This is a genomic window from Gemmobacter nectariphilus DSM 15620 (assembly GCF_000429765.1).
In the GTDB taxonomy this organism is placed as follows: Bacteria; Pseudomonadota; Alphaproteobacteria; order Rhodobacterales; family Rhodobacteraceae; genus Wagnerdoeblera; species Wagnerdoeblera nectariphila.
The window spans coordinates 1-19,790 of record NZ_AUCM01000030.1 but is presented as its reverse complement, the minus strand read 5'-3'; the positions used below and the strand labels follow the sequence as shown (position 1 = coordinate 19,790).

At 68.3% G+C, this 19,790-nt stretch carries 22 protein-coding genes and 2 pseudogenes; 23 read left to right on the top strand and 1 reads right to left on the bottom strand.

Annotation, left to right across the window (positions count from 1 at the left end):
* Positions 1-212, bottom strand: a pseudogene (locus G481_RS0117440) (IS21 family transposase); the annotation flags it as partial.
* Positions 213-330: 118 nt separating this feature from the next.
* On the opposite strand from G481_RS0117440, the pseudogene G481_RS24415 reads away from it, so the two are divergent.
* The 23 genes and pseudogenes from G481_RS24415 to G481_RS0117325 all read left to right on the top strand — a co-directional run.
* A pseudogene (locus G481_RS24415) lies at positions 331-1,902 on the top strand (phage terminase large subunit family protein); the annotation flags it as partial.
* A complete protein-coding gene (locus G481_RS0117430) occupies positions 1,902-2,114 on the top strand; it encodes a phage head-tail joining protein (RefSeq protein ID WP_028031145.1) in 213 nt (70 codons plus the stop codon). The pseudogene G481_RS24415 and the gene G481_RS0117430, both read left to right, overlap by 1 nt.
* A 2-nt stretch (positions 2,115-2,116) precedes the next feature.
* On the top strand, positions 2,117-3,622 hold the full coding sequence (locus tag G481_RS0117425; RefSeq protein WP_028031144.1) for a phage portal protein: 1,506 nt from the start codon (positions 2,117-2,119) through the stop codon (positions 3,620-3,622).
* Positions 3,622-4,944 carry a S49 family peptidase gene (locus G481_RS0117420; protein ID WP_028031143.1) on the top strand — a complete coding sequence of 441 codons (1,323 nt, stop codon included), beginning with the start codon at positions 3,622-3,624 and terminating at the stop codon, positions 4,942-4,944. Before G481_RS0117425 ends, G481_RS0117420 begins: the two co-directional genes overlap by 1 nt.
* 41 nt (positions 4,945-4,985) lie before the next feature.
* The gene (locus G481_RS0117415) at positions 4,986-5,366 is read left to right on the top strand and encodes a head decoration protein (protein ID WP_028031142.1); all 381 of its coding nucleotides are present in this window, start codon (positions 4,986-4,988) and stop codon (positions 5,364-5,366) included.
* Positions 5,367-5,414: 48 nt separating this feature from the next.
* Positions 5,415-6,440, top strand: coding sequence for a major capsid protein (locus tag G481_RS0117410; protein WP_028031141.1), 1,026 nt, complete (start codon positions 5,415-5,417; stop codon positions 6,438-6,440).
* Positions 6,441-6,458: 18 nt separating this feature from the next.
* A complete protein-coding gene (locus G481_RS0117405) occupies positions 6,459-6,773 on the top strand; it encodes a head-tail joining protein (RefSeq protein ID WP_028031140.1) in 315 nt (104 codons plus the stop codon).
* A 4-nt stretch (positions 6,774-6,777) separates the two neighbouring features.
* On the top strand, positions 6,778-7,407 hold the full coding sequence (locus G481_RS0117400) for a DUF6441 family protein (protein WP_028031139.1): 630 nt from the start codon (positions 6,778-6,780) through the stop codon (positions 7,405-7,407).
* A 63-nt stretch (positions 7,408-7,470) separates the two neighbouring features.
* Entirely contained in the window at positions 7,471-7,728 is a 258-nt protein-coding gene (locus tag G481_RS0117395) for a type II toxin-antitoxin system ParD family antitoxin (RefSeq protein WP_028031138.1), read from the top strand.
* Positions 7,728-8,072: a type II toxin-antitoxin system RelE/ParE family toxin gene (locus G481_RS0117390; RefSeq protein ID WP_028031137.1), complete on the top strand. Its 345-nt coding sequence runs from the start codon at positions 7,728-7,730 to the stop codon at positions 8,070-8,072. Before G481_RS0117395 ends, G481_RS0117390 begins: the two co-directional genes overlap by 1 nt.
* A gap of 32 nt (positions 8,073-8,104) precedes the next feature.
* Entirely contained in the window at positions 8,105-8,527 is a 423-nt protein-coding gene (locus G481_RS0117385) for a hypothetical protein (protein WP_028031136.1), read from the top strand.
* A 23-nt stretch (positions 8,528-8,550) separates the two neighbouring features.
* Positions 8,551-9,489: a phage tail tube protein gene (locus tag G481_RS0117380; RefSeq protein ID WP_028031135.1), complete on the top strand. Its 939-nt coding sequence runs from the start codon at positions 8,551-8,553 to the stop codon at positions 9,487-9,489.
* Positions 9,490-9,491: 2 nt separating this feature from the next.
* Positions 9,492-9,929 (top strand): hypothetical protein, encoded by a 438-nt coding sequence (locus tag G481_RS0117375; RefSeq protein WP_028031134.1) that lies wholly within the window; start codon positions 9,492-9,494, stop codon positions 9,927-9,929.
* Positions 9,926-10,159, top strand: a complete 234-nt coding sequence (locus G481_RS27020; protein WP_425402479.1) for a DUF7697 family protein — start codon at positions 9,926-9,928, stop codon at positions 10,157-10,159. Before G481_RS0117375 ends, G481_RS27020 begins: the two co-directional genes overlap by 4 nt.
* Positions 10,152-12,614: a phage tail tape measure C-terminal domain-containing protein gene (locus tag G481_RS0117365; RefSeq protein WP_028031133.1), complete on the top strand. Its 2,463-nt coding sequence runs from the start codon at positions 10,152-10,154 to the stop codon at positions 12,612-12,614. The genes G481_RS27020 and G481_RS0117365 overlap by 8 nt, the downstream gene beginning before the upstream one ends.
* A complete protein-coding gene (locus G481_RS0117360) occupies positions 12,614-13,240 on the top strand; it encodes a DUF2460 domain-containing protein (RefSeq protein ID WP_028031132.1) in 627 nt (208 codons plus the stop codon). The genes G481_RS0117365 and G481_RS0117360 overlap by 1 nt, the downstream gene beginning before the upstream one ends.
* Positions 13,237-13,584 carry a hypothetical protein gene (locus G481_RS0117355; RefSeq protein ID WP_028031131.1) on the top strand — a complete coding sequence of 116 codons (348 nt, stop codon included), beginning with the start codon at positions 13,237-13,239 and terminating at the stop codon, positions 13,582-13,584. The genes G481_RS0117360 and G481_RS0117355 overlap by 4 nt, the downstream gene beginning before the upstream one ends.
* A complete protein-coding gene (locus G481_RS26900) occupies positions 13,577-13,708 on the top strand; it encodes a hypothetical protein (RefSeq protein WP_269429090.1) in 132 nt (43 codons plus the stop codon). The genes G481_RS0117355 and G481_RS26900 overlap by 8 nt, the downstream gene beginning before the upstream one ends.
* Before the next feature lie 4 nt (positions 13,709-13,712).
* A complete protein-coding gene (locus tag G481_RS25245) occupies positions 13,713-14,399 on the top strand; it encodes a lysozyme (protein ID WP_084451075.1) in 687 nt (228 codons plus the stop codon).
* 2 nt (positions 14,400-14,401) lie between these two features.
* Complete coding sequence (locus G481_RS0117340) at positions 14,402-14,611, top strand: hypothetical protein (protein ID WP_068766065.1); 210 nt, start codon at positions 14,402-14,404, stop codon at positions 14,609-14,611.
* On the top strand, positions 14,608-15,492 hold the full coding sequence (locus tag G481_RS0117335) for a DUF2163 domain-containing protein (protein WP_028031129.1): 885 nt from the start codon (positions 14,608-14,610) through the stop codon (positions 15,490-15,492). Before G481_RS0117340 ends, G481_RS0117335 begins: the two co-directional genes overlap by 4 nt.
* Entirely contained in the window at positions 15,489-15,935 is a 447-nt protein-coding gene (locus G481_RS0117330; RefSeq protein ID WP_028031128.1) for an NlpC/P60 family protein, read from the top strand. The genes G481_RS0117335 and G481_RS0117330 overlap by 4 nt, the downstream gene beginning before the upstream one ends.
* A 32-nt stretch (positions 15,936-15,967) precedes the next feature.
* On the top strand, positions 15,968-19,790 hold a 3,823-nt coding region (locus G481_RS0117325; protein ID WP_028031127.1), incomplete at its 3' end, for a baseplate multidomain protein megatron.

Sequence of the window (19,790 nt, the reverse complement as noted above, 5' to 3'; positions counted from 1 at the left end):
ACCTCCAGCAGCCGGTTGAGTTCCCCCAGCCAGGCACCCAGCTTCGGGCGCGGCTGCACCGTCCGGGTATAGGTGAACTCGGTAATCCCGGTGCGGATCACCTTCCGCACCACCTTCTTCGACAGCTTCAGGTCACGGCAGATCGTCTTGATCCCCTTGCCCTCGGTGAAATGTAGCCGCCTGATTTTTGCTATTGTCTCCACGATCAGCATCCCGTGCTCGGCCTCCGATAATCATCGAAGGCACAATGGACCCAACCCCCGGTCGGTGGGGTCCCTTTTGGACGCCGATCACCCCAGAAGCGGGGTCCTTATTGCAAGCCGTTCAACACGGGTGAACCCGGCCAGGTCGCGGGACGCGGGCAATTCGATGTTGTCGAAGGAATTTCCCGGCGGCATCCTGGTCCTGACCGGGGCCAACTCGGCGACCGGCTTGCGGTCGATGCCAGCGCGCTACGTCTTCCTCGACGAGGTCGACGCCTATCCCGCCTCGGCCGACGAGGAAGGCGATCCGGTCACGCTGGCCGAAGCGCGGACCACGACCTTCTCGCACCGGCGCAAGGTGTTCATGGTCTCGACCCCCACGATCCGGGGGCTGTCGCGCATCGAGCGCGAGTTCGAGGCATCGGACCAGCGGCGTTACTTCGTGCCCTGCCCGCACTGCGGCACCATGCAATGGCTGCAATTCGACCGCCTGCGCTGGGCGAAGGGAAAGCCGGAAACCGCCGCATATCACTGCGAGGGCTGCGAACGCCCCATCGCCGAGCACCACAAGACCGAGATGCTGGCCCGCGGCGAATGGAGGGCGACGGCGGTTTCCAGGGATCCGAAGGCCATCGGCTTTCACCTCTCGGCGCTCTATTCGCCGCTCGGGTGGAAAAGCTGGTCCGACATCGCGCGGGAGTGGCTGGCGGCCCAAGGCTCGGACGAGACGCTGCGCGCGGCGCGCAACACGCTCTTGGGCGAAACATGGGTCGAAAGCGGCGATGCGCCGGAATGGCAACGGCTGGCGGATAGGCGCGAGGCGTGGAAGCCGGGCACTGTGCCGATGGCCGCTCTGTTCCTGACCGCCGGGGCCGATGTGCAGAGGGACCGGATCGAGGTCGACATCTGGGCCTGGGGCCGTGGCCTTGAGTCCTGGCTCATCGATCACATCGTCATCCCGGGCGGCCCTGACGACCCCGCCGCCTGGGACAAGCTGACGTCCCTGCTCGGCCGGTCGTGGCAACATTCCAACGGCGCCTTCATGACCGTGGCGCGGCTGGGCATCGACACCGGCTACGAGGCCGCGGCCATCTATGCCTGGTCGCGAAAGGTCGGGTTCGAACAGGTGGCGCCCTTGAAGGGGCTTGAGGGCTTCAACCGCTCGGCGCCGGTCTCCGGCCCGACCTTCGTAGATGCGACCATCGGTGGCAAACGGCTCCGCCGCGGGGCGCGGCTCTGGTCGGTGGCCACGGCAACGTTCAAGGCGGAAACCTACCGGTTCCTGCGGATCGAACGCCCCTCGGACGAAGACCGGGCGATGGGCGTCCTCGATGCGCCGGGGACAGTGCACATCCCAGGCTGGGCTGACACCGAATGGCTGAAGCAGCTGGTGGCCGAGCAGCTGGTCACGATCCGCAACAAGCGCGGCTATGCCCATCAGGAATGGCAGAAGATGCGCGAGCGGAACGAGGCGCTGGACTGCCGGGTCTACGCCCGCGCCGCGGCGTGGATCCTCGGTGCTGACCGATGGGACGAGGCGACCTGGCGGCGGCTCGAGGCACAGGCTGGCGTGGAAACGCGCATGCCCGCGGCCGTGGCGGCCGAAACCACAAACGACCCGGCCCAGCCCAAGGCCGGAACCCTGACCACGCCACGCCGGAAACGGCGGGCCTACACCCCGAACTTCATGAGGGACTGATGGACCTGGAACGCATGCAGGCCCTGCTGACTGCGCTGCAGGAAGCCCGCTTCGCCGGGCTGCGCAGCGTCAGCTATGACGGCAAGACCGTGACCTATGGCTCGGATGCCGAACTGGCCACGGCGATCCGCGATCTGGAAGCACGTATCGCGGTGGCCGCCGCCATGCCTCGCCGTCGCCGCTGGGGCACCGTGGCCACGAAGGGGCTGTGACGATGGTGTTCGATGCCTTCCGCGCGCGGCTCGGATCCATCATCGGCGGGTTCGACGCCGCACAGTCGCATCGCCGCATGCGCGGGTTCCGCGCCACCCGGGCGCATGTGAACACGCTGATCGCGGCCTCGGGGGAAACCATCACCGCCCGCGCCCGCTGGCTGGCGCGCAACAACGGATATGCCGCGAACGCCGTCGATGCCTTCGCCAACCATGTTGTCGGCGACGGGATCAAGCCCTCGTCGAAGATCGCGGATGCAGCGAAGAAGGAAGAGCTGCAGAAACTCTGGCTCGACTGGACCGACGAGGCCGATGCCGAGGGGCTGACGGACTTCTTCGGCCTCCAGCGTCGGGCCGCGCGGGAGGTGTTCCTCGCGGGCGAAGTCTTCCTGCGCATCCGCGCCCGGCGGCCGGAAGACGGGCTGACCGTGCCGATGCAGCTGCAGATGCTGCCCTCGGAAATGCTGCCCCAGGACATGACCCGCCTGCTGCCCGGTGCGGGGTCGATCCGGCAAGGCATCGAATTCGACGGGATCGGGCGGCGCGTGGCCTATCACTTCCTCCGCCGCCATCCGGGCGACATGACCGATCCGGGGCTGGCGGGTGAAACGGTGCGCGTGCCCGCCTCCGAGGTGATCCACATCCTCGACCCCGTCGAGGCGGGCCAGTTGCGCGGCGTGTCGCGCTTTGCGGCGGCCGTGGTGAAGCTGTTCACCCTCGACCTCTACGACGACGCCGAACTGGAGCGGAAGAAGACCGCGGCGATGTTCGCGATGTTCATCACCTCGCCCGCCCCGGAAACCGCCCTCGACCCGGTCGAGGACGATCTGGAGGTGGAACCGGGCCAGGTGGTGCGGCTGGATCCGGGCGAAGATGTCACCACGCCATCGACGCCGGATTCCGGGTCCACCTACGAACCCTTCCAGTACCGCACGCTCCTGCAGATCGGCGCGGCGCTGGGCGTGCCCTATGGCTATCTGACCGGCGACACGGCGAAGGGCAACTTCTCGAATACGCGGATCGCGCTCGTCGATTTCCGCCGCCGCATCTCGGCCTTCCAGCATTCGGTGATGGTCTATCAGCTCTGCCGGGCGGTCTGGACGCGCTGGATGGATATGGCCGTGCTGGCAGGCGCCATCGACCTGCCGGGCTATGACACGGAGCGGCGGCAATACCTCGCCTGCGACTGGCTGCCCACCAAATGGGACTGGATCGACCCGGCCAAGGATGCCGCGGCAGAGATTCTGCAGATCGAGGCGGGTCTCAAATCCCGTACGCAGGCCATTGCCGAACGCGGCTACGACGCCGAACAGGTTGACCGCGAAATCGCGGCCGAACGCAAGCGCGAGGCGGAGTTGGGACTGGACTTCCGGCGGCCGGGGTCACCGGCGCAGGCGGCCGGTGGCAGTAGCGCGGATCAGGGCGGCGAAACGGACCCTGACAAGCAGGACCAGCGAGAGAACGACGAGGGTGAGGACCGGGAACCCCCGCCCGCGGAGGACGAATGATGCACCACACCCAGATCGCCCAGCGCGTCTTCAACACGCCCTTGATGGTCGATCCCGCCAAGGCGCTGGCCATCCTCACCGGGCTTGGGCCGCGGATCACCGGGCGGGAGATCCAGATTGAGGGCCTGGACGTCGCGGCCGAGGACCATCACACGGCCACCCAGCCCGCCCGGGCGTCGCTCTTCGGCGACGACCTGACCAACCGCCAAGCACGGAATGGCAGTCAGCCCTTCGCCGTCGTCGAAGGGATCGCCGTCATCGAGATCGCAGGCACGCTGGTGCATCGCGGGGCCTGGATCGGCCAATCCTCGGGGCTCACTTCCTATGAAGGGATCGCGGCCCAGCTGCAGGCGGCCCTTGCCGACCCTGCGATACGTGGCATTGCACTCGACATCGACAGCTTCGGCGGCGAGGTCGCGGGGGCCTTCGACCTCGCCGACCGCATCCGCGCGGCGCGTCAGGTCAAACCCGTCCATGCCTTCGTCGCCGATCACGCCCTCTCGGCCGCCTATGCGCTGGCCTCCCAGGCCGACCGGATCATCCTGCCCCGCACCGGGGCCGTCGGCAGCATCGGTGTCGTCGCCATGCACAGCGACATGAGCGGGGCGCTCGACCAGAAGGGCATCGCCGTCACGCTGATCCATGCAGGCGCGCGCAAGGTTGATGCGAACCCTTACCAGCCCCTGCCCGAGGCAGTCCGCGACCGGATCGCGGGCGAGTTGGAGGACCTGCGGCAGCTCTTCGCCGAAACCGTCGCCGCAGGGCGCGGCCGTCGCCTGGACACCCTACGGGCGCTGGGCACCGAAGCCTCTGTGTTCCGCGGTGAGGCGGCCGTCTTCGCCGGTCTTGCCGACGAGGTGGCCGATCCCGTCACCGCCTTCCGCGCTTTCGCCGCCGCACCCAGCGGCACAACCACCCTCAAATCCAACCCCAAGGGAAAGGGCCCGATGATGACCACCGCCCCAGAAGACCATGCGCAGCCTGCAACTGCGCCCGCCGCCAGCACCCCGCCGGAACCGGCCCCGCCCGCGGCAGTCGCGCCGCCGCAAACCACAGCGGCCGCCATGTCGCCCGAAGCGATCCGGGCGGAGGCGGCCGAGGTCGCTCAGGTCTGCGCGCAGGCGGCTCGCCTTGGCATCCAGATCGATGCCGCAGACGCAGTCACCAAGGGCGTGAAGCCGGAAGCGCTGCGCGCCAAGTTGCTGGCCGATCTCGCCGCGCGCAGCGATGCCGCGGGCATCATCGCCACCGCTCCGGCACCCGGGGCGAAGGAAAGCCCCATCGTGGCGGCCGCGAAGAAATCGGCCGCCGCCTCGCGCTGATCCAGGCGCATCCCATCCCCTGACATCCTGGAGACTGAACCATGCCCGTCCTGACGGAACCGCCCAGCATGGGCGATGTCCTCAAATACGAGGTCAACCCGAACTACACCCGCGAGGTGGTGACGCTGCTCGCGGGCATGCCCTATCCCGTCGGCTCGGTGCTCGGGAAAATCACGGCCAGCGGCAAGTTTACCCTGTCGCCCGCGACCGGAGCCGACGGCTCGCAGGTCGCCACGGCCGTCCTGCTCTATGCCGTTGACGCGACGCTGGCCGATGCCATCGGCATCGTGCTGGTCCGCGGCCCCGCCATCGTCTCGCGCGCCGCCCTCGCCTACGGCGCCACCGTCGATGACGGCACCAAGATCGCCGCCAAGATCACCCAGCTGGGCTCTGTCGGCATCATCGCCCGCGACGGCGTCTGACGCCGCCCACCCGACCGCGCCCATCCCCTCATCCCCCGGAGCATCCCCTTGACCCTCGTCCGCAATCCCTTCGACGCTGGCGGCTATTCGCTGGCCGAGATGACGCAGGCCATCAACATCCTGCCCAACCTCTACACCCGCCTCGCCCAGATCGGCCTCTTCCGCTTTGAAGGCGTCAGCCAGCGCTCGGTCATCATCGAGCAATACGAAGGCGTCCTCAGCCTCCTGCCCTCCGTTCCCCTCGGCGGCCCCGCCACAGTCGGCACCCGCGAGGGCCGGTCCATGCGGTCGTTTGCCCTGCCGTGGATCCCACATGACGACGTGATCCTGCCCGCCGACATTCAGGGCCAGCCCGCGCTGGGCGGCGCATTCGACGCGGCCGATCCCCTGGTCGAGGTGATGAACCGCAAGCTCTTGTTGATGCGCCGCAAGCATGCCCAGACCCGGGAATACATGGAGATGAACGCGCTGCGCGGCATCGTGAAGGATGGGGCCGGGACGACCCTCTACAACTACTTCACCGAATTCGGCCTGACGCAGATCTCTGTCGACTTCGTGCTCGGCACCGCGGGCACCAACGTGCAGGGCAAGGTGCGCGAAGTGCTGCGCGCCATCGAGGACAACCTCCTCGGCGAGGCGATGACGTCGGTCCATGCGCTGGTCAGCCGCGAGTTCTTCGACAAGCTGATCGCGCATCCCAAGACCGAGGAAGCCTACAAGTTCTACGCCTCGACCGGCGCCCAGCCCCTGCGCGAAGATGTCCGCCGCAACTTCCCCTTCGGCGGCATCCTCTTCGAGGAGTATTCCGGCACCGTTACCCTCTCGACCAAGGCCACCGAACGGCTGGTCCCGGCGAACGAAGGCATCGCCTTCCCGCTCGGCACGATGGACACCTTCACCACCTATGGCGGCCCCGCGAACCTCCTGGAAACCGCCAACACCATCGGCCTGCCTCTCTACGCCCGCCAGCATCTGGACGAGAAGGGCCGCTGGATCGACGTGATGACCGAGGCCTCGATCCTGCCGGTGAACAAGCGGCCGCGGCTTGCGATCCGCCTGCACACCTCGAACTGACGCCGGGCCGCAATCGTCATGTCCGTCTTTGCCGCCGCCATGGACCGCATCTTCAGCCATGCGTCAATGGCGGCCCCGGCCCTCTGGATCTCGGCCACCACCTCAGAGGAACGCCAGATCCGCATCATTCGCCGCGCCCCGGATCGCGTGACCGACTTCGGCGCGGGCCGGTTCGTCAGCGACACCATGGTGGTGGACGTGCGCGTGGTCGACCTGCCCGCCCCTCGGCCGGGCGATCTGATCGTCATCGGCACCGATAGCCATATCATCCAGGGGGAACCGCTGCGCGACCGGGAACGGCTGATCTGGACGCTGGACCTGCGCCCGGCGTGACACGATGAAACTGAAGCTCGAAATCGATCCCGACATCGTCGCGATGATGCAGGCGGAAATCGCTGCCGGTAAAAGGGCCGTCACGACCGCGATGCGCGAGGCGGGCGCGGGCCTGAAATCCGCCTGGCGCGGCCAGATCACGGGCGCGGGGCTTGGCACCCGGCTCGGCAACTCGATCCGCCTCGCAACCTATCCCAAGGGTGGCGAGAGCCTGAACGCCGCGGCGCTGGTCTGGTCGAACGCCCCGGTGATCGTCGGCGCGCATGACACGGGGCCGCTGATCAGGTCGCACAATGGCTTCTGGCTGGCTATCCCAACTCCGGCCGCAGGCAAATCCACCCGCGGCGGCCGCATCACCCCCGGCGAATGGGAACGCCGCACGGGGCTGCGGCTGCGGTTCGTCTTTCGCCGCCGCGGCCCAAGCCTGCTGGTGGCCGAGGGACGGCTGAACAGCAAGGGACGCGCGGTGGCCTCCCGCGCGAAGACCGGCCGCGGGCTGACCACCGTGCCGATCTTCCTCCTCGTGCCGCAGGTCAAGCTGCCCAAGCGGCTCGATCTGGCGCGGGATGCCGAGCGGGCCATCGACGCCGTGCCGGGGCGGATCGTGGCGGGATGGGTGGAGAGCAGGTTCTGAAAGGGACCGTCGACACGCCTGCCGGATTGGCATATATTGCCAATAAACCTCAGTGAGAGTCCCATGGCCACCAGAAACGTTGTCCTGACCGAAACGCAATCCGACCTTGTCGACCGCCTGGTGGCATCCGGTCGGTATCAGAACGCATCCGAAGCGTTGCGTGCCGGGCTGCGCCTTCTCGAACGCGAAGAGGCGGAACTTGGCGCGTTGCGCGGCCGTTTGACGGCCGGGCTGGAGCAGGCCCGGCGCGGGGATCTGGCCGAGGGAAGTGGCGAGGATGCCATCCGTCGGGCTTTTGCCACGGCACGTGACAGATCCTGATGCCGAAACCCTGGCGCCTGACCAGGCGGGCGGAAAGCGCGCTGACCGACATTGCGCGCTGGACCATCGAGACCTTCGGGCCGAGACAGGCGGCCGCATATGAAGACGACCTGATCGCGACCTGTCGAGGGATCGCCGAAGGAACCGCCCTTTCCCAAACCTGCCGCCAGCTGATCGACCCCAACCTGCCCGAGGATCTGCGTTTTGCGCGGGCAGGCCAGCATTTCGTGGTGTTCGTTGAGGACATCAAGCAGGTGATCATCATCGATTTCTTGCACAGCCGCGCTGACCTGCCGCGACGACTGGCGAACCTGCCCCTGCCGAAAGGCGGCGGGGAACACTGACCCGGGCTTGTCCCGGAACCCCGGAACAAGAGATGCCCACCACCCGCGAGACTGTCCTCGCCGCGCTGCATGCGCGGCTGCAGCCGCTTGCCGCCCTCATCCTGCGTGACGAGGTGCTGCCAGAGCGGATCCCGGCGGCCGGGCTGATAATCCTGCGCGATGGCCAGCCGGGCGAGCCGGATGTGACGCTGTCGCCGCTGCGCTACCACTACCAGCACCGGGCCGAGCTGGAGGTTGTCGTCCAGGCGGGCAGCGGCCGGGCCAGTGCCTTTGATGACCTGAACGCCGCCATCGGCGCGGCGCTGGAGGCCGACCGGACGCTGGGCGGCCTTTGCGACTGGGTCGAAGCCGAAGCCCCGGCCTCGGTCGACCTGCCGGTCGAGGGCGCCGCGGCCCTGAAGGCGGCGGTGATCACTGTCGTCCTGCACTATACCACCACCGGCCCCCTGGCCTGACATCCCCCACATAGGAGACCCCCATGGCACGCGCACACGGCGCGCGGGCGCAAATGGCGCTTGCGTTCGAGACGGTTTACGGCACCCCGCCCGCCAGCGGCTATCGGCTGATGCCCTTTGCCCGCACCACGCTCGGCGCGGAACAGCCCCTGCTGAACTCGGAACTGCTGGGCTACGGCCGCGATCCCCTGGCCCCCATCAAGGACGCGGTCACCGCCGATGGCGAGGTGGTGGTGCCGATCGATGTGGAGGCCTTCGGCTTCTGGCTGAAGGCGGCTTTCGGCGCCCCGACCACCACGGGGACCACGCCGAAGACCCACACTTTCCAGTCGGGCAACTGGTCCCTGCCTTCCATGGCCATCGAAGTCGCCATGCCCGAAGTGCCGCGGTTCGCGATGTATGCGGGCTGCGTCATGGACCAGCTTTCGTGGCAGATGAGCCGGTCAGGGCTGCTGACCGCCACCGCACGGCTGATCGCGCAGGGCGAGGCCATCGCTGCAACCACGGCCACAGGCACGCCGACCGCGCTGGGCCTGCAGCGCTTCGGCCATTTCAACGGGGTGGTGAAGCGCAACGGCACCGCCTTGGGCAATGTGGTCTCGGCCGAGATCACCTATGCCAACGGCCTCGACCGGATCGAGACCATCCGCAACGACGGAAAGATCGAGGGCGCCGATCCCGGCATGGCCGCACTGACCGGCAGGATCGAGGTGCGCTTCGCCGATAGCGCCCTCGTCACACAAGCCATCGACGGCACGCCTTGCGAGCTGGAGTTCGCCTACAGCCTTGGCGCGAACGCCAGCCTCACCTTCACGGCCCACGCCGTCTACCTGCCTGTCCCGCGGATCGAGATCCCCGGGCCGCAGGGCATCCAGGCCAGTTTCGACTGGCAGGCCGCCAAAGCCACCAGCCCCGCCCGCATGTGCACCGCCGTCCTCGTCAACACCGTCACGGGATACTGATCATGATCCGTCTGAACCTGTCGAACCGGCCCGAATGGCTGGACCTCCTGCCCGGCCTGCGCGTCCTGGTGGCGCCCCTGACCACGGCGCTGATGGTCTCGGCCCGGGCCGATCCCGCCATCGATGGCCTGTCAGAAACCTCCAGCCAGGAGGACATGGCGCTGGCCATGGCCAAGGCCGTCGCCCGCCGCGCGGTGCTGGAATGGGAAGGCGTCGGCGACGATGACGGCAACCTCGTGCCCGTCAGCCCGGCCGGGATCGACGCCCTTCTCGAAATCTGGCCAGTCTTCGAGGCCTTCCAGGCGCAATATGTCGCCCGCGGCCTGATGCTGGATCAGGAAAAAAACGTCTCCGCGCCCTCGCCGACTGGTCCTTCGGCGGGGGCGACGGCTACTGCGCGGCCTGCGCAGGCCCCTGCCCCGACTGCCCCGCAAGACTGAACCGGCCGCAAACCGTCGAGGGCTGGCAGGTCTGGGACCTGACCCAGCGCCTCGGTGGCCAGCTGCGCATCGCACCGGGGGCCGTCATCGGATGGGACATGGGCGCCGCGCTTTCACTGGCAGAGGCGCTGGGCGTCAACGCCCTGATCACCGCCGAACTGCTGCCCGAAATCGAGGCGGTGATGGTGCGCAAACTGAACGAGCAGATGGAAGGACGCCGGAATGGCTGAGAAGAAGGTCTCCGTCCGCCTCGTGGCGGAGGGCGGACGACGCGTGCGCGCCGAACTGGAGGGCGTGGGCGAGGCTGGGGCGAAGGGCTTCGGCCGCCTATCGCGCGAAATGGAACTGGCCAACACCCGGCTGGCCGCTTTCGCACGCCGGGCGGGGCTTGCCCTCGGGGCCGCTGCTGCCGCTGCCACGGCCTCGCTCGGCCTGATCGTCCGCTCCACCACCGAGAGTGCTGCCCAGATCCGGCAGTTCGCACAGGTCGCCAATGCGACGCCCGAGGCGTTGCAGCGCTGGTCGGCTGGCGCGAGGACGGTGGGCATCGAGCAGGAGAAGCTGGCCGACATCCTGAAGGACGTGAACGACCGGGTGGGGGATTTCCTGCAGACCGGCGGCGGGCCGATGGCGGATTTCTTCGAGAACGTCGCCCCGCGCGTGGGCGTCACGGCCGACCAGTTCGCCCGCCTTTCCGGCCCTGAGGCACTGCAACTTTACGTCGACACGTTGGAACGCGCCGGTCTCAGCCAGCAGGAAATGACCTTCTATCTCGAGGCCATGGCCTCGGACGCGACCCGCCTGCTGCCGCTTCTGCGGAACGGCGGAGCCGAGATGGCGCGGCTTGGCGACCAGGCTTACGAACTCGGTGCTGTGCTGGACAGCGACGCCCTCGAAGCCCTACGCCGCACGCAACTCGCACTCGGCACTGTGTCGCTGGTCTTTGATGGTCTGCGCAACCGCATCGCCGTCGCCGTAGCCCCGACCATCGAAGCGCTGGCCAATGCCTTCGTCGCCCTCGCGTCAGACGGTGGCATCCTGCGGTCGGCCATCGACGGGCTGATCGGCAACCTCGGCCGACTTGCCTCCTATGCCGCGACCTTCGCCGCTGTCATGGCCGGGCGCTGGGTCGCAGGGCTCGCCGCTGCAGCCCTCTCCGTGCGCGGCCTCGCGACAACCCTGGTCTTCTTGCGCGGTGCCCTGATCCGCACCGGCATTGGCGCCTTGATCGTCGGCGCGGGCGAGCTGGTCTATCAGTTCTCGCAGCTGGTGGCCCGGGTCGGCGGTGTGGGCGAAGCCTTCCGCCTGCTCGGCGATCTGGCGCGCGAGGTCTGGTCCCGCATCGGCCTGTCGCTGGACGCCGCACTCGCCCGCATGGCGGCCGGATGGGAGGGCCTGAAGGCAGCGGGTCTCTCGGCTCTCGAGGGCACCATTGCGGGCGTCGTCAGCTTCGGCGACCGGACAGCCGCGATCTTCCAGGGGGCCTATGACGCGGCCGTCGCCATCTGGGGCAGGCTGCCGGGGGCCATCGGAGACTTCGCGTTTCAGGCCGCGAACGGGCTGATCTCCGGCGTCGAGGCGATGTTGAACGGTGTCGTCACCCGTATCAACAGCTTCATCGAGACCCTGAACACGGCGCTGGCCTTGCTGCCAGAGTGGGCCACGGGCGAAGGTGGCGTGCGGATCGGCATCCTCGATCCGGTGGAACTGGGGCGTATCGGCAATCCCTTTGAAGGGGCCGCGACCGCAGCCGGTGCCGCAGCCGCGGATGCCTTCTCGGCCGCGCTGTCGCGGACCTATCTGGAACCACCCGATCTCGGGCTCGGGGCCATGGCTGACGATGCCCGCGCCCGGGCCGACGGCTATCGCGAGGCGGCCGGGATGCTCGCCGATGCCGCCGGTCGGCCGCTCGCCAGCTGGCAGGCGCTGAAGGATGCGGTGACCGGCACGGGGACCGAAGCAGAAACCGCGCTGGCGGATGCGGCCGCTTCTGCCGATGCCCTGACTTCCGGGCTGAACGACACCGCCACCGCCGCAGATGGCGCTGGCGGCGCTGCACGCGACGCAGGGACGGCTGCGGCGCAAGGCGCGGACACCGCCCTCACCGGCTGGCAGGCTGTCACCGCCGCGCTCGCCGACTATGCCGGCAAGGCGCGCGACATCGGTGGGGACATCGGCAGCGCGTTGGTCGGGGCCTTCACTTCGGCCGAGAACGCCATCGGCGACTTCGTGAAGACCGGAAAGCTCGACTTCCGGGATCTGGTCACGTCGATGATCGCCGATCTCGCCAAGTTCGCGGCTCGGCGCTTCATCCTCGGTCCGATCGCCAATGCCCTTTCCGGCGCGCTGGGCGGGGCGGGTGGGATCTTTGCCAATATCCTGCATGGGGGCGGCATGGTCGGCGCCCCTGGTCCCGGACGCATGGTCCCGGCGCTGGCCTTCGCGGGCGCGCCCCGCATGCACAACGGTGGCTGGGCCGGGCTGCGGCCTGACGAGGTCCCCGCGATCCTGCAGCGCGGCGAGCGGGTTCTCTCGCGCCAGGAAGCGGCAGGGTACGGCCAGGCGGGCGCCTCGACCGTCAACGTCACGATCAACGCGCGGGATGCCGACAGCTTCCGCCAATCCCGCACGCAGATCGCGAGCGACATCGCCCGTGCCGTGTCGCTGGGTCGGAGGGGGATGTGATGGCCTTCCACGAGGTCCGCTTTCCGGACAACATCAGCCGCGGGGCGCGCGGTGGTCCCGAACGGCGCACGCAGATCGTCGAGCTTGCCTCGGGCGCCGAGGAACGCAACGCCAGCTGGGCAAACTCGCGCCGCCGCTACGACGTTGCCTATGGCATCCGCCGCGCCGACGATCTGGCGGCGGTCGTCGCCTTCTTCGAGGCCCGCAACGGCCGTCTCCACGGCTTCCGCTTCAAGGACTGGGCCGACTTCAAGTCCTGCCTTCCGTCCCAAACTCCGAGCCCGACCAACCAGCCCATCGGCACCGGTAACGGCGCGACGACCCAGTTCCCACTCACCAAACGCTACACCTCCGGCGCGCAGTCCTGGACGCGGGCCATCACCAAGCCCGTCGCGGGAAGCGTGACCATCGCCCTCAACGGCACACCCCAAGCCTCCGGCTGGTCGGTCTCGACCGTGACGGGCCTGATCACCTTCACCACGGCGCCCGCCGCTGGCATGGCCATCACCGCAGGCTTCGAATTCGACGTCCCCGTCCGGTTCGACACCGACGTCCTCGACGTCACCCTCGATCTCGAACGTCTCGGGTCGATCAACTCGATCCCCCTCGTGGAACTCCGCACATGAACGACGAATCCTTCTGGTCCCACCTTTGGCGCGAGATCGCTGCCTCGACGGCGCTGATGCTGGCCTTCTGGGGCGCGCTGGGCGGTGCCACCAATGCCCTGACCACCCGGATGGCGCTGCGCGAAGCCCTGCGCCATGTCCTGCTCGGCGGGTTGATCGCCGCAGGGATGGGCAGTTTCTCCATCGTGATCGTGGCGGAATGGCTCGGTCTGCCTGATGGTGCCGTCGCCGCGGGCGGGGCGGTCGGCTCGGCCGCCTACCTGGTCGGCGTCTTCGGGGCGGCCTTCATCGAACTGATCCTCGCGAGGCTCCGCCGGGTCGGGAAGGATGACGCCGATGCATGAGATCCTTCGCCTTGCCCGCTCGCTGCGCTGCGATCCTGCCGACCCCGGACAGGCCTTTGCCCACCGGCTGCGCATCGGCCTCGCCGTCGCCTTCCTGATCTTTTTCCTCTCAACCCTCGGGTAATCCCATGCAAACCTCTGATCGTGGGCTCTTGGCCCTGATCCGGCACGAAGGCGTCGTGCCCGGACCCTATCTCGACGTGAAGGACGTCTGGACCTTCGGCATCGGTCATACGGCCGCGGCCGGGCCACCCGATCCGGCGCGGATGACACGCGGGATGCCCGCCGATCTCGATGCCGGGATCCGCGAGGCGTTCCGGCTCTTCCGTGCCGATCTCGCCACTTACGAGGTCGAGGTGTTGCGCACCGTGAAGGTGCCGCTGGAACCCCACGAATTCGATGCGCTGGTCTCCTTCCATTACAACACCGGCGGCATCGCGAAGGCCTTGCTGACACGGCACCTGAACGCGGGCGACCGGGTAGCAGCGGCTGCGGCATTCATGGGCTGGCTGCGCCCTGCGGCCATCCGGTCCCGACGCGAGACCGAGCGCGATCTCTTCGCTAAGGGCCGCTACCCGACCGGCACCATTCCGGTCTGGTCGGTCGACCGCAACGGCCGGGTCGATTTCTCGCGGCCGATCCGGCGGCTCAGCGAGACCGAGGCGCTGGCACTGCTGCGCCCGCTGCTCAATCCACCCTCAACCCCTATGTCACCTGCCCCTTCCACGGCCGCCACCAGCACCGCGCCCGTGCAGGCGGCGCCGAGCCTGACCACCCGCATTTTCACCTTCCTCAAGACCCTGATCGGAGCATGACCATGAACTGGACCCTCGCACGTGGCCTCGTCTATCTGGCCTGCCTTGCCGCCTCCGGCCTCGCTGTGGCAGGGCTGGCAGATTTCGACCTCGCAACCGGCACGCTCGATATTCGCCCCTTCAATCTCTATGCCCTGACCGGCGCGACCGGAGGTGTCGTGTCTTCGCTCCTGGCCTCCGTGGCCCTGCTGCGCGGCTGGGGGCGGAAGTGAAATCCCTTCCGCCCGCGGTGCAAGCCCATCTCGACGAAGGCGCCACGACCCTCGCCTGGTGCTGGCGCATCACCCGCGCCGATGGCATGACCTTCGGCTTCACCGACCATGACCGGACCCTCACCTTTGACGGCACCGAGTTCGAACCGGAAAGCGGGCTGACCGCGTCAGAGGTGCGATCCGGCTCCGACCTTTCCGTCGATGCGCAGGATGCGCAAGGTGTGCTGTCGTCGGACCGGATCACCGAGACCGACATCCTCGACGGCCGGTGGGACAATGCGGAAGTCGAGGTCTGGCGGGTGAACTGGGCCAGCCCGGCACAGCGCGTGCTGCTGCGCTGCGGGGCCATCGGCCAGATCCGGCGCGGGCGACTGGCCTTCGTGGCGGAGGTGCGGTCGCTGGCCCATGTCCTTGGCCAGACCGTGGGACGGACGTTTCAGGCCAATTGCGATGCCGCGCTGGGCGATGTGCGTTGCGGCATGAATCTCGAGGCATCGGCCTTCAAAGGGACCGGCGCGGTCATCGATGTGCTGCGCGACCGCGCCTTCACCGCCTCCGGCCTCGGCAGCTTCGCGGCGGGCTGGTTCGCCTTCGGGCTGGTCGAATGGACCAGTGGCGCGAACGTCGAGCGGCGGGTCGAGGTGCTGTCGCATGACCTCGTCGATGGGGTGGCGATCCTGACCCTGCTGGAAGCCCCGGTGCGCCCGATCGTGACGACGGATACCTTCGTGGTCCGGGCGGGCTGCGACAAGCGGATCGCGACCTGCAGCGGGAAGTTCGCCAACATAGCCAACTTCCGTGGGTTCCCGCACATCCCGGGGCAAGACGCAGTCCTGCGCTATGCGACGAAGGACGGCGGCCACGAGGGGGCGGTCCTGTGACCGCGACAGCCCTGACGGCCGATCCCGCTCTTGTCATCGCCGCTGCCCGATCCTGGCTCGGCACGCCCTATCACGACCAGGCCAGCCTGCGCGGGGTCGGTTGCGATTGCCTCGGCCTCGCGCGTGGCGTCTGGCGCGAAGTCATCGGCCCGGAGCCGTTCCCGATCCCGCCCTACAGCCGGGATTGGGGCGAGACTGGGCCGAGGGAGGTGCTGGCATACGGGGCGCGGGCGATGATGCCCGAGATCGCTGCAGTCGACGCCCCACCCGGCGCGCTGGTCCTGTTCCGCATGATGCCGCGCGCCATCGCGAAGCATGTCGGCATCCTCACCAGCCTCGACACCTTCCTCCACGCCTATGAACGCCTCGGCGTGATCGAGGAAGCGATGACACCTGCATGGCGGCGGCGCGTCGCCTTCGCCTTCCTCTTTCCCGCACGCTGACGTCCCAACCCTTCGAACCCTGAGTTTCCGCAATGGCGACCCTTGTCCTCGGTGCCGTCGGTTCCGCCATTGGCGGAGCCTTTGGCGGCGCGATCCTCGGCTTCTCCGGGGCCGCCATCGGTGGCTTCATCGGTTCGACCATCGGATCGGTCGTCGACAGCTGGATCGTGTCCTCGCTGGCGCCCGCCCAGAAGATCGAGGGTCAGCGGCTCGACAGCCTGCGGATCACCTCCGCGACCGAGGGGGCCATCATCCCGCGCCTTTACGGTCGCATGCGCATCGGCGGCAACATCATCTGGGCGACCGATTTCCGTGAAGAGACGAAGACCACGACACAGGGCGGCGGCAAGGGTGGCGGCGGCGGGAGGGTCCAGACCACCGAATACCTCTACTACGCCAGCTTCGCCGTGGCGCTCTGCGAGGGGCCGATCACCGGCATGGGCCGCATCTGGGCCGACGGAAAGCCGCTCGACATGACCGGCATCACCTGGCGCTGGTATCGAGGCGACGAGGCGCAGACAGCCGACCCATTCATTTCGGCGAAGATGGGGTCGACCAATACGCCCGCCTATCGCGGCACGGCCTATGTCGTCTTCGAGGAACTGCCGCTTTCCACCTATGGCAACCGCCTGCCGCAGCTCAGCTTCGAGGTGTTCCGGCCGCTCGCGGATCCCGACACGGCCGAGGGGCTGGTCAAGGCCGTCACCATGATCCCCGCCTCGGGCGAGTTCACCTATGCGACCGAGGCTGTCCGGAAGACCGTGGGCGCCACAACCACCATCTTTGGTCAGACCACGGGCGGCACAACCTCGGCCGAGAACCTCAACGCGCTGCCCGATGAGGTCGACATCGTCGTGGCGCTGGACCGTCTGCAGGCCATGGCCCCGGCCGTCGAGAGCGTCAGCCTGGTCGTCGCCTGGTTCGGCAACGATCTGCGCGCGGGCAACTGCACGATCAAGCCCGGCGTGGAGGTTTCGACCAAGGTCACCAGCCCGAAGGTGTGGGCGGTCAACGGGGTTTCCCGCGCTGCAGCCCATCTCGTCAGTCGCGACGTCGAGGACCGGCCGGTCTATGGCGGCACGCCTGCGGATTTCGCGGTGGTGCAGGCGATCCGCGAGATGAAGGCGCGCGGGTTGCGCGTCACCTTCTACCCCTTCCTGCTGATGGACGTCCCGCCCGGCAATACCCTGCCGAACCCCTATTCGAACAACGCCGCCACTCCGGGTCAGCCCAGCTTCCCCTGGCGGGGCCGGATCACCTGTTCTCCGGCGGCAGGCTTTGCCGGGACCGCGGACAAGACCGCCGCTGCCGCGACGCAGGTCTCGGCCTTCTTCGGCGCAGCCACCCCGGCACAGTTCGCGGTATCGGGCGACAGCGTCAGCTGGACCGGCCCATCGGGTGACTGGGGCCTGCGCCGGATGATCCTGCACTACGCCCAACTCTGCGCTGTGGCGGGCGGGGTCGATGCCTTCCTGATCGGGACCGAGATGCGCGGTCTGACCACGATCCGCTCCAGCGCCAGCGCCTATCCGGCCGTCACCGCGTTCAAGGCGCTGGCGGCGGATGTGAAGTCGATCCTCGGGCCGGGCACCAAGGTCGGCTACGCCTCGGACTGGTCGGAGTATTTTGGGCATCAACCGGGCGATGGCAGCGGCGATGTCTATTTCCACCTCGACCCGCTCTGGTCGGATGCCAACATCGATTTCATCGGCATCGACAATTACATGCCGCTCTCCGACTGGCGCGACGGGTTCGACCATGTCGATGCGCTCGAGGGCTGGCCCGCGATCCATGATCGCGGCTACCTGCAGTCCAACATCGCCGGTGGCGAAGGCTTCGACTGGTTCTATGCCAGCGCCGCCGACCGGTCGGCCCAGATCCGGACGCCGATCACCGATGGCACCGCGGGCAAGCCGTGGGTGTTCCGCTACAAGGATCTGCGCGCCTGGTGGTCGAACCCGCATTTCAACCGCCCGGGCGGGATCGAGAGCGGCACGCCGACCGTATGGGTGCCGCAATCGAAGCCCGTGTGGTTCACGGAACTTGGGTGCCCCGCCATCGACCGGGGCGCGAACCAGCCGAACGTCTTCTTCGACCCGAAGTCGTCCGAGAGCTTCACCCCGTATTTCTCCCGCGACTGGCGCGACGACGCGATCCAGCGTGCATATCTGGAGGCGAGCTATCTCTGGTGGGGTCAGGCCGCGAACAATCCGACCTCATCCGTCTACGGCGGCCGGATGGTGCATGTCCCCGAATGCGCCGCATGGACCTGGGACGCGCGGCCCTATCCGTTCTTCCCCGAGTTGACCGGCGTCTGGACGGACGGGCCGAACTGGCGGCTGGGACACTGGCTGACCGGACGGCTCGGTGCGGTGTCGCTGGCGGCCCTCGTGCGGCACCTCTGCCTGCGCGCCGGGCTTGCGGAAAGCCTGATCGACGTCACCGGCCTCTGGGGCGCGGTCGAGGGCTATGTGATCGGGGCGCTGGAAAGCCCTCGCGCGTCGATTTCCACGCTGGCCCGACACTTCGGCTTCGATGCCATCGAGACCGAGGGGGTGATCCGTTTCGTGATGCGCGGCCGGGCATCCTGCCTCACCCTGACGGTGGATGATCTGGTCGCCAGCCGTGAAGGCGAGGCATTCGAACTGACCCGTGGTCAGGAGACCGAACTGCCGCAAGCGCTGAAGTGGCAGGTCGCGCGCGCGGACGAAGACTATGACGCGGCCCTCGTCGAGGCCCGCCGCATCACCGTCGACACGACGCGCATCGCATCCGAGTCCTTCCCGATGGCGATCCCGCCCGAGGAAGCCGAACGCCGCTGCCGCCGCGCGCTGATGGAGGCCTGGATCGGCCGGGAAAGCGCCACCTTCCGCCTGCCGCCCTCGCGGCTCGCCCTCGATCCGGCCGACGTGATCCGGCTGGCGCATGATGGCCGGGAGATCGAGTTCCGCCTCGTCTCGGTCGCCGATGCCGAGGCGCGCGGGATCGAGGCGGTGCGTCAGGATCGTGCCGCCTATGATCTGCCGCCCGGCGATCCCCGCCCGGCCTCACTGGCGAGTCCCGTCGTCTTCGGCACGCCGGAAGTGGTCATGCTGGACCTGCCGCAGATCAGTGAGGATCAGCCCGCCCATCGCCCCCTGATCGCCGCGCATGCCAGCCCCTGGCCCGGCGAGATCGCCGTTTTCCGCAGCGCCTCGACAGATGGGTTCGCCTTGCTGACGACCTTCGGCAGTCGTGCCCGGATCGGGACACTGGCCTTCGACTTCTTTCCCGGGCCGACGTCGCGCTTCGATCTGGGCAACGCGTTGCTGGTCGATATGCTGTCTGGAACGCTGGAAAGCGTAACGGATGTCGCGCTGTTCGGCGGAGCCAATGCGGTAGCCGTCGAGACAGCGGCGGGCCTTTGGGAAATCGTCCAGGCGGGCGCGGCCGAATTGATCGCCCCCGGCCGCTACCGCCTGACCCGTCTGCTGCGTGGCCAGCGCGGAACGGAATACGCGATGGGCAACCCGGCCCCGGCCGGGACACGGGTGGTCGTGCTAGATGCGACGCTGGCCTATTTGCCCATCGCCGAAGCCGACCTTGGCCTGCCGTGGAACTGGCGGGTGGGTCCGGCCGCGCGCACCGTCAGCGACGCGAGCTATGCTGCGCTGGGCTTCACCCCGACCGGGCGCGGCCTTGTCCCGTTCGCGCCGGTCCACGTCGAACAGCCGTGGCGCACGGCACGCAGCCCGGGCGATCTGACTATCCGTTGGACGCGGCGGTCCCGGGCGCTTGTGGCCGACGCATGGGAACAGGTCGAGGTGCCGCTGGCCGAGGAGCTGGAAAGCTACGACGTCCAGATCCTCGATGGCT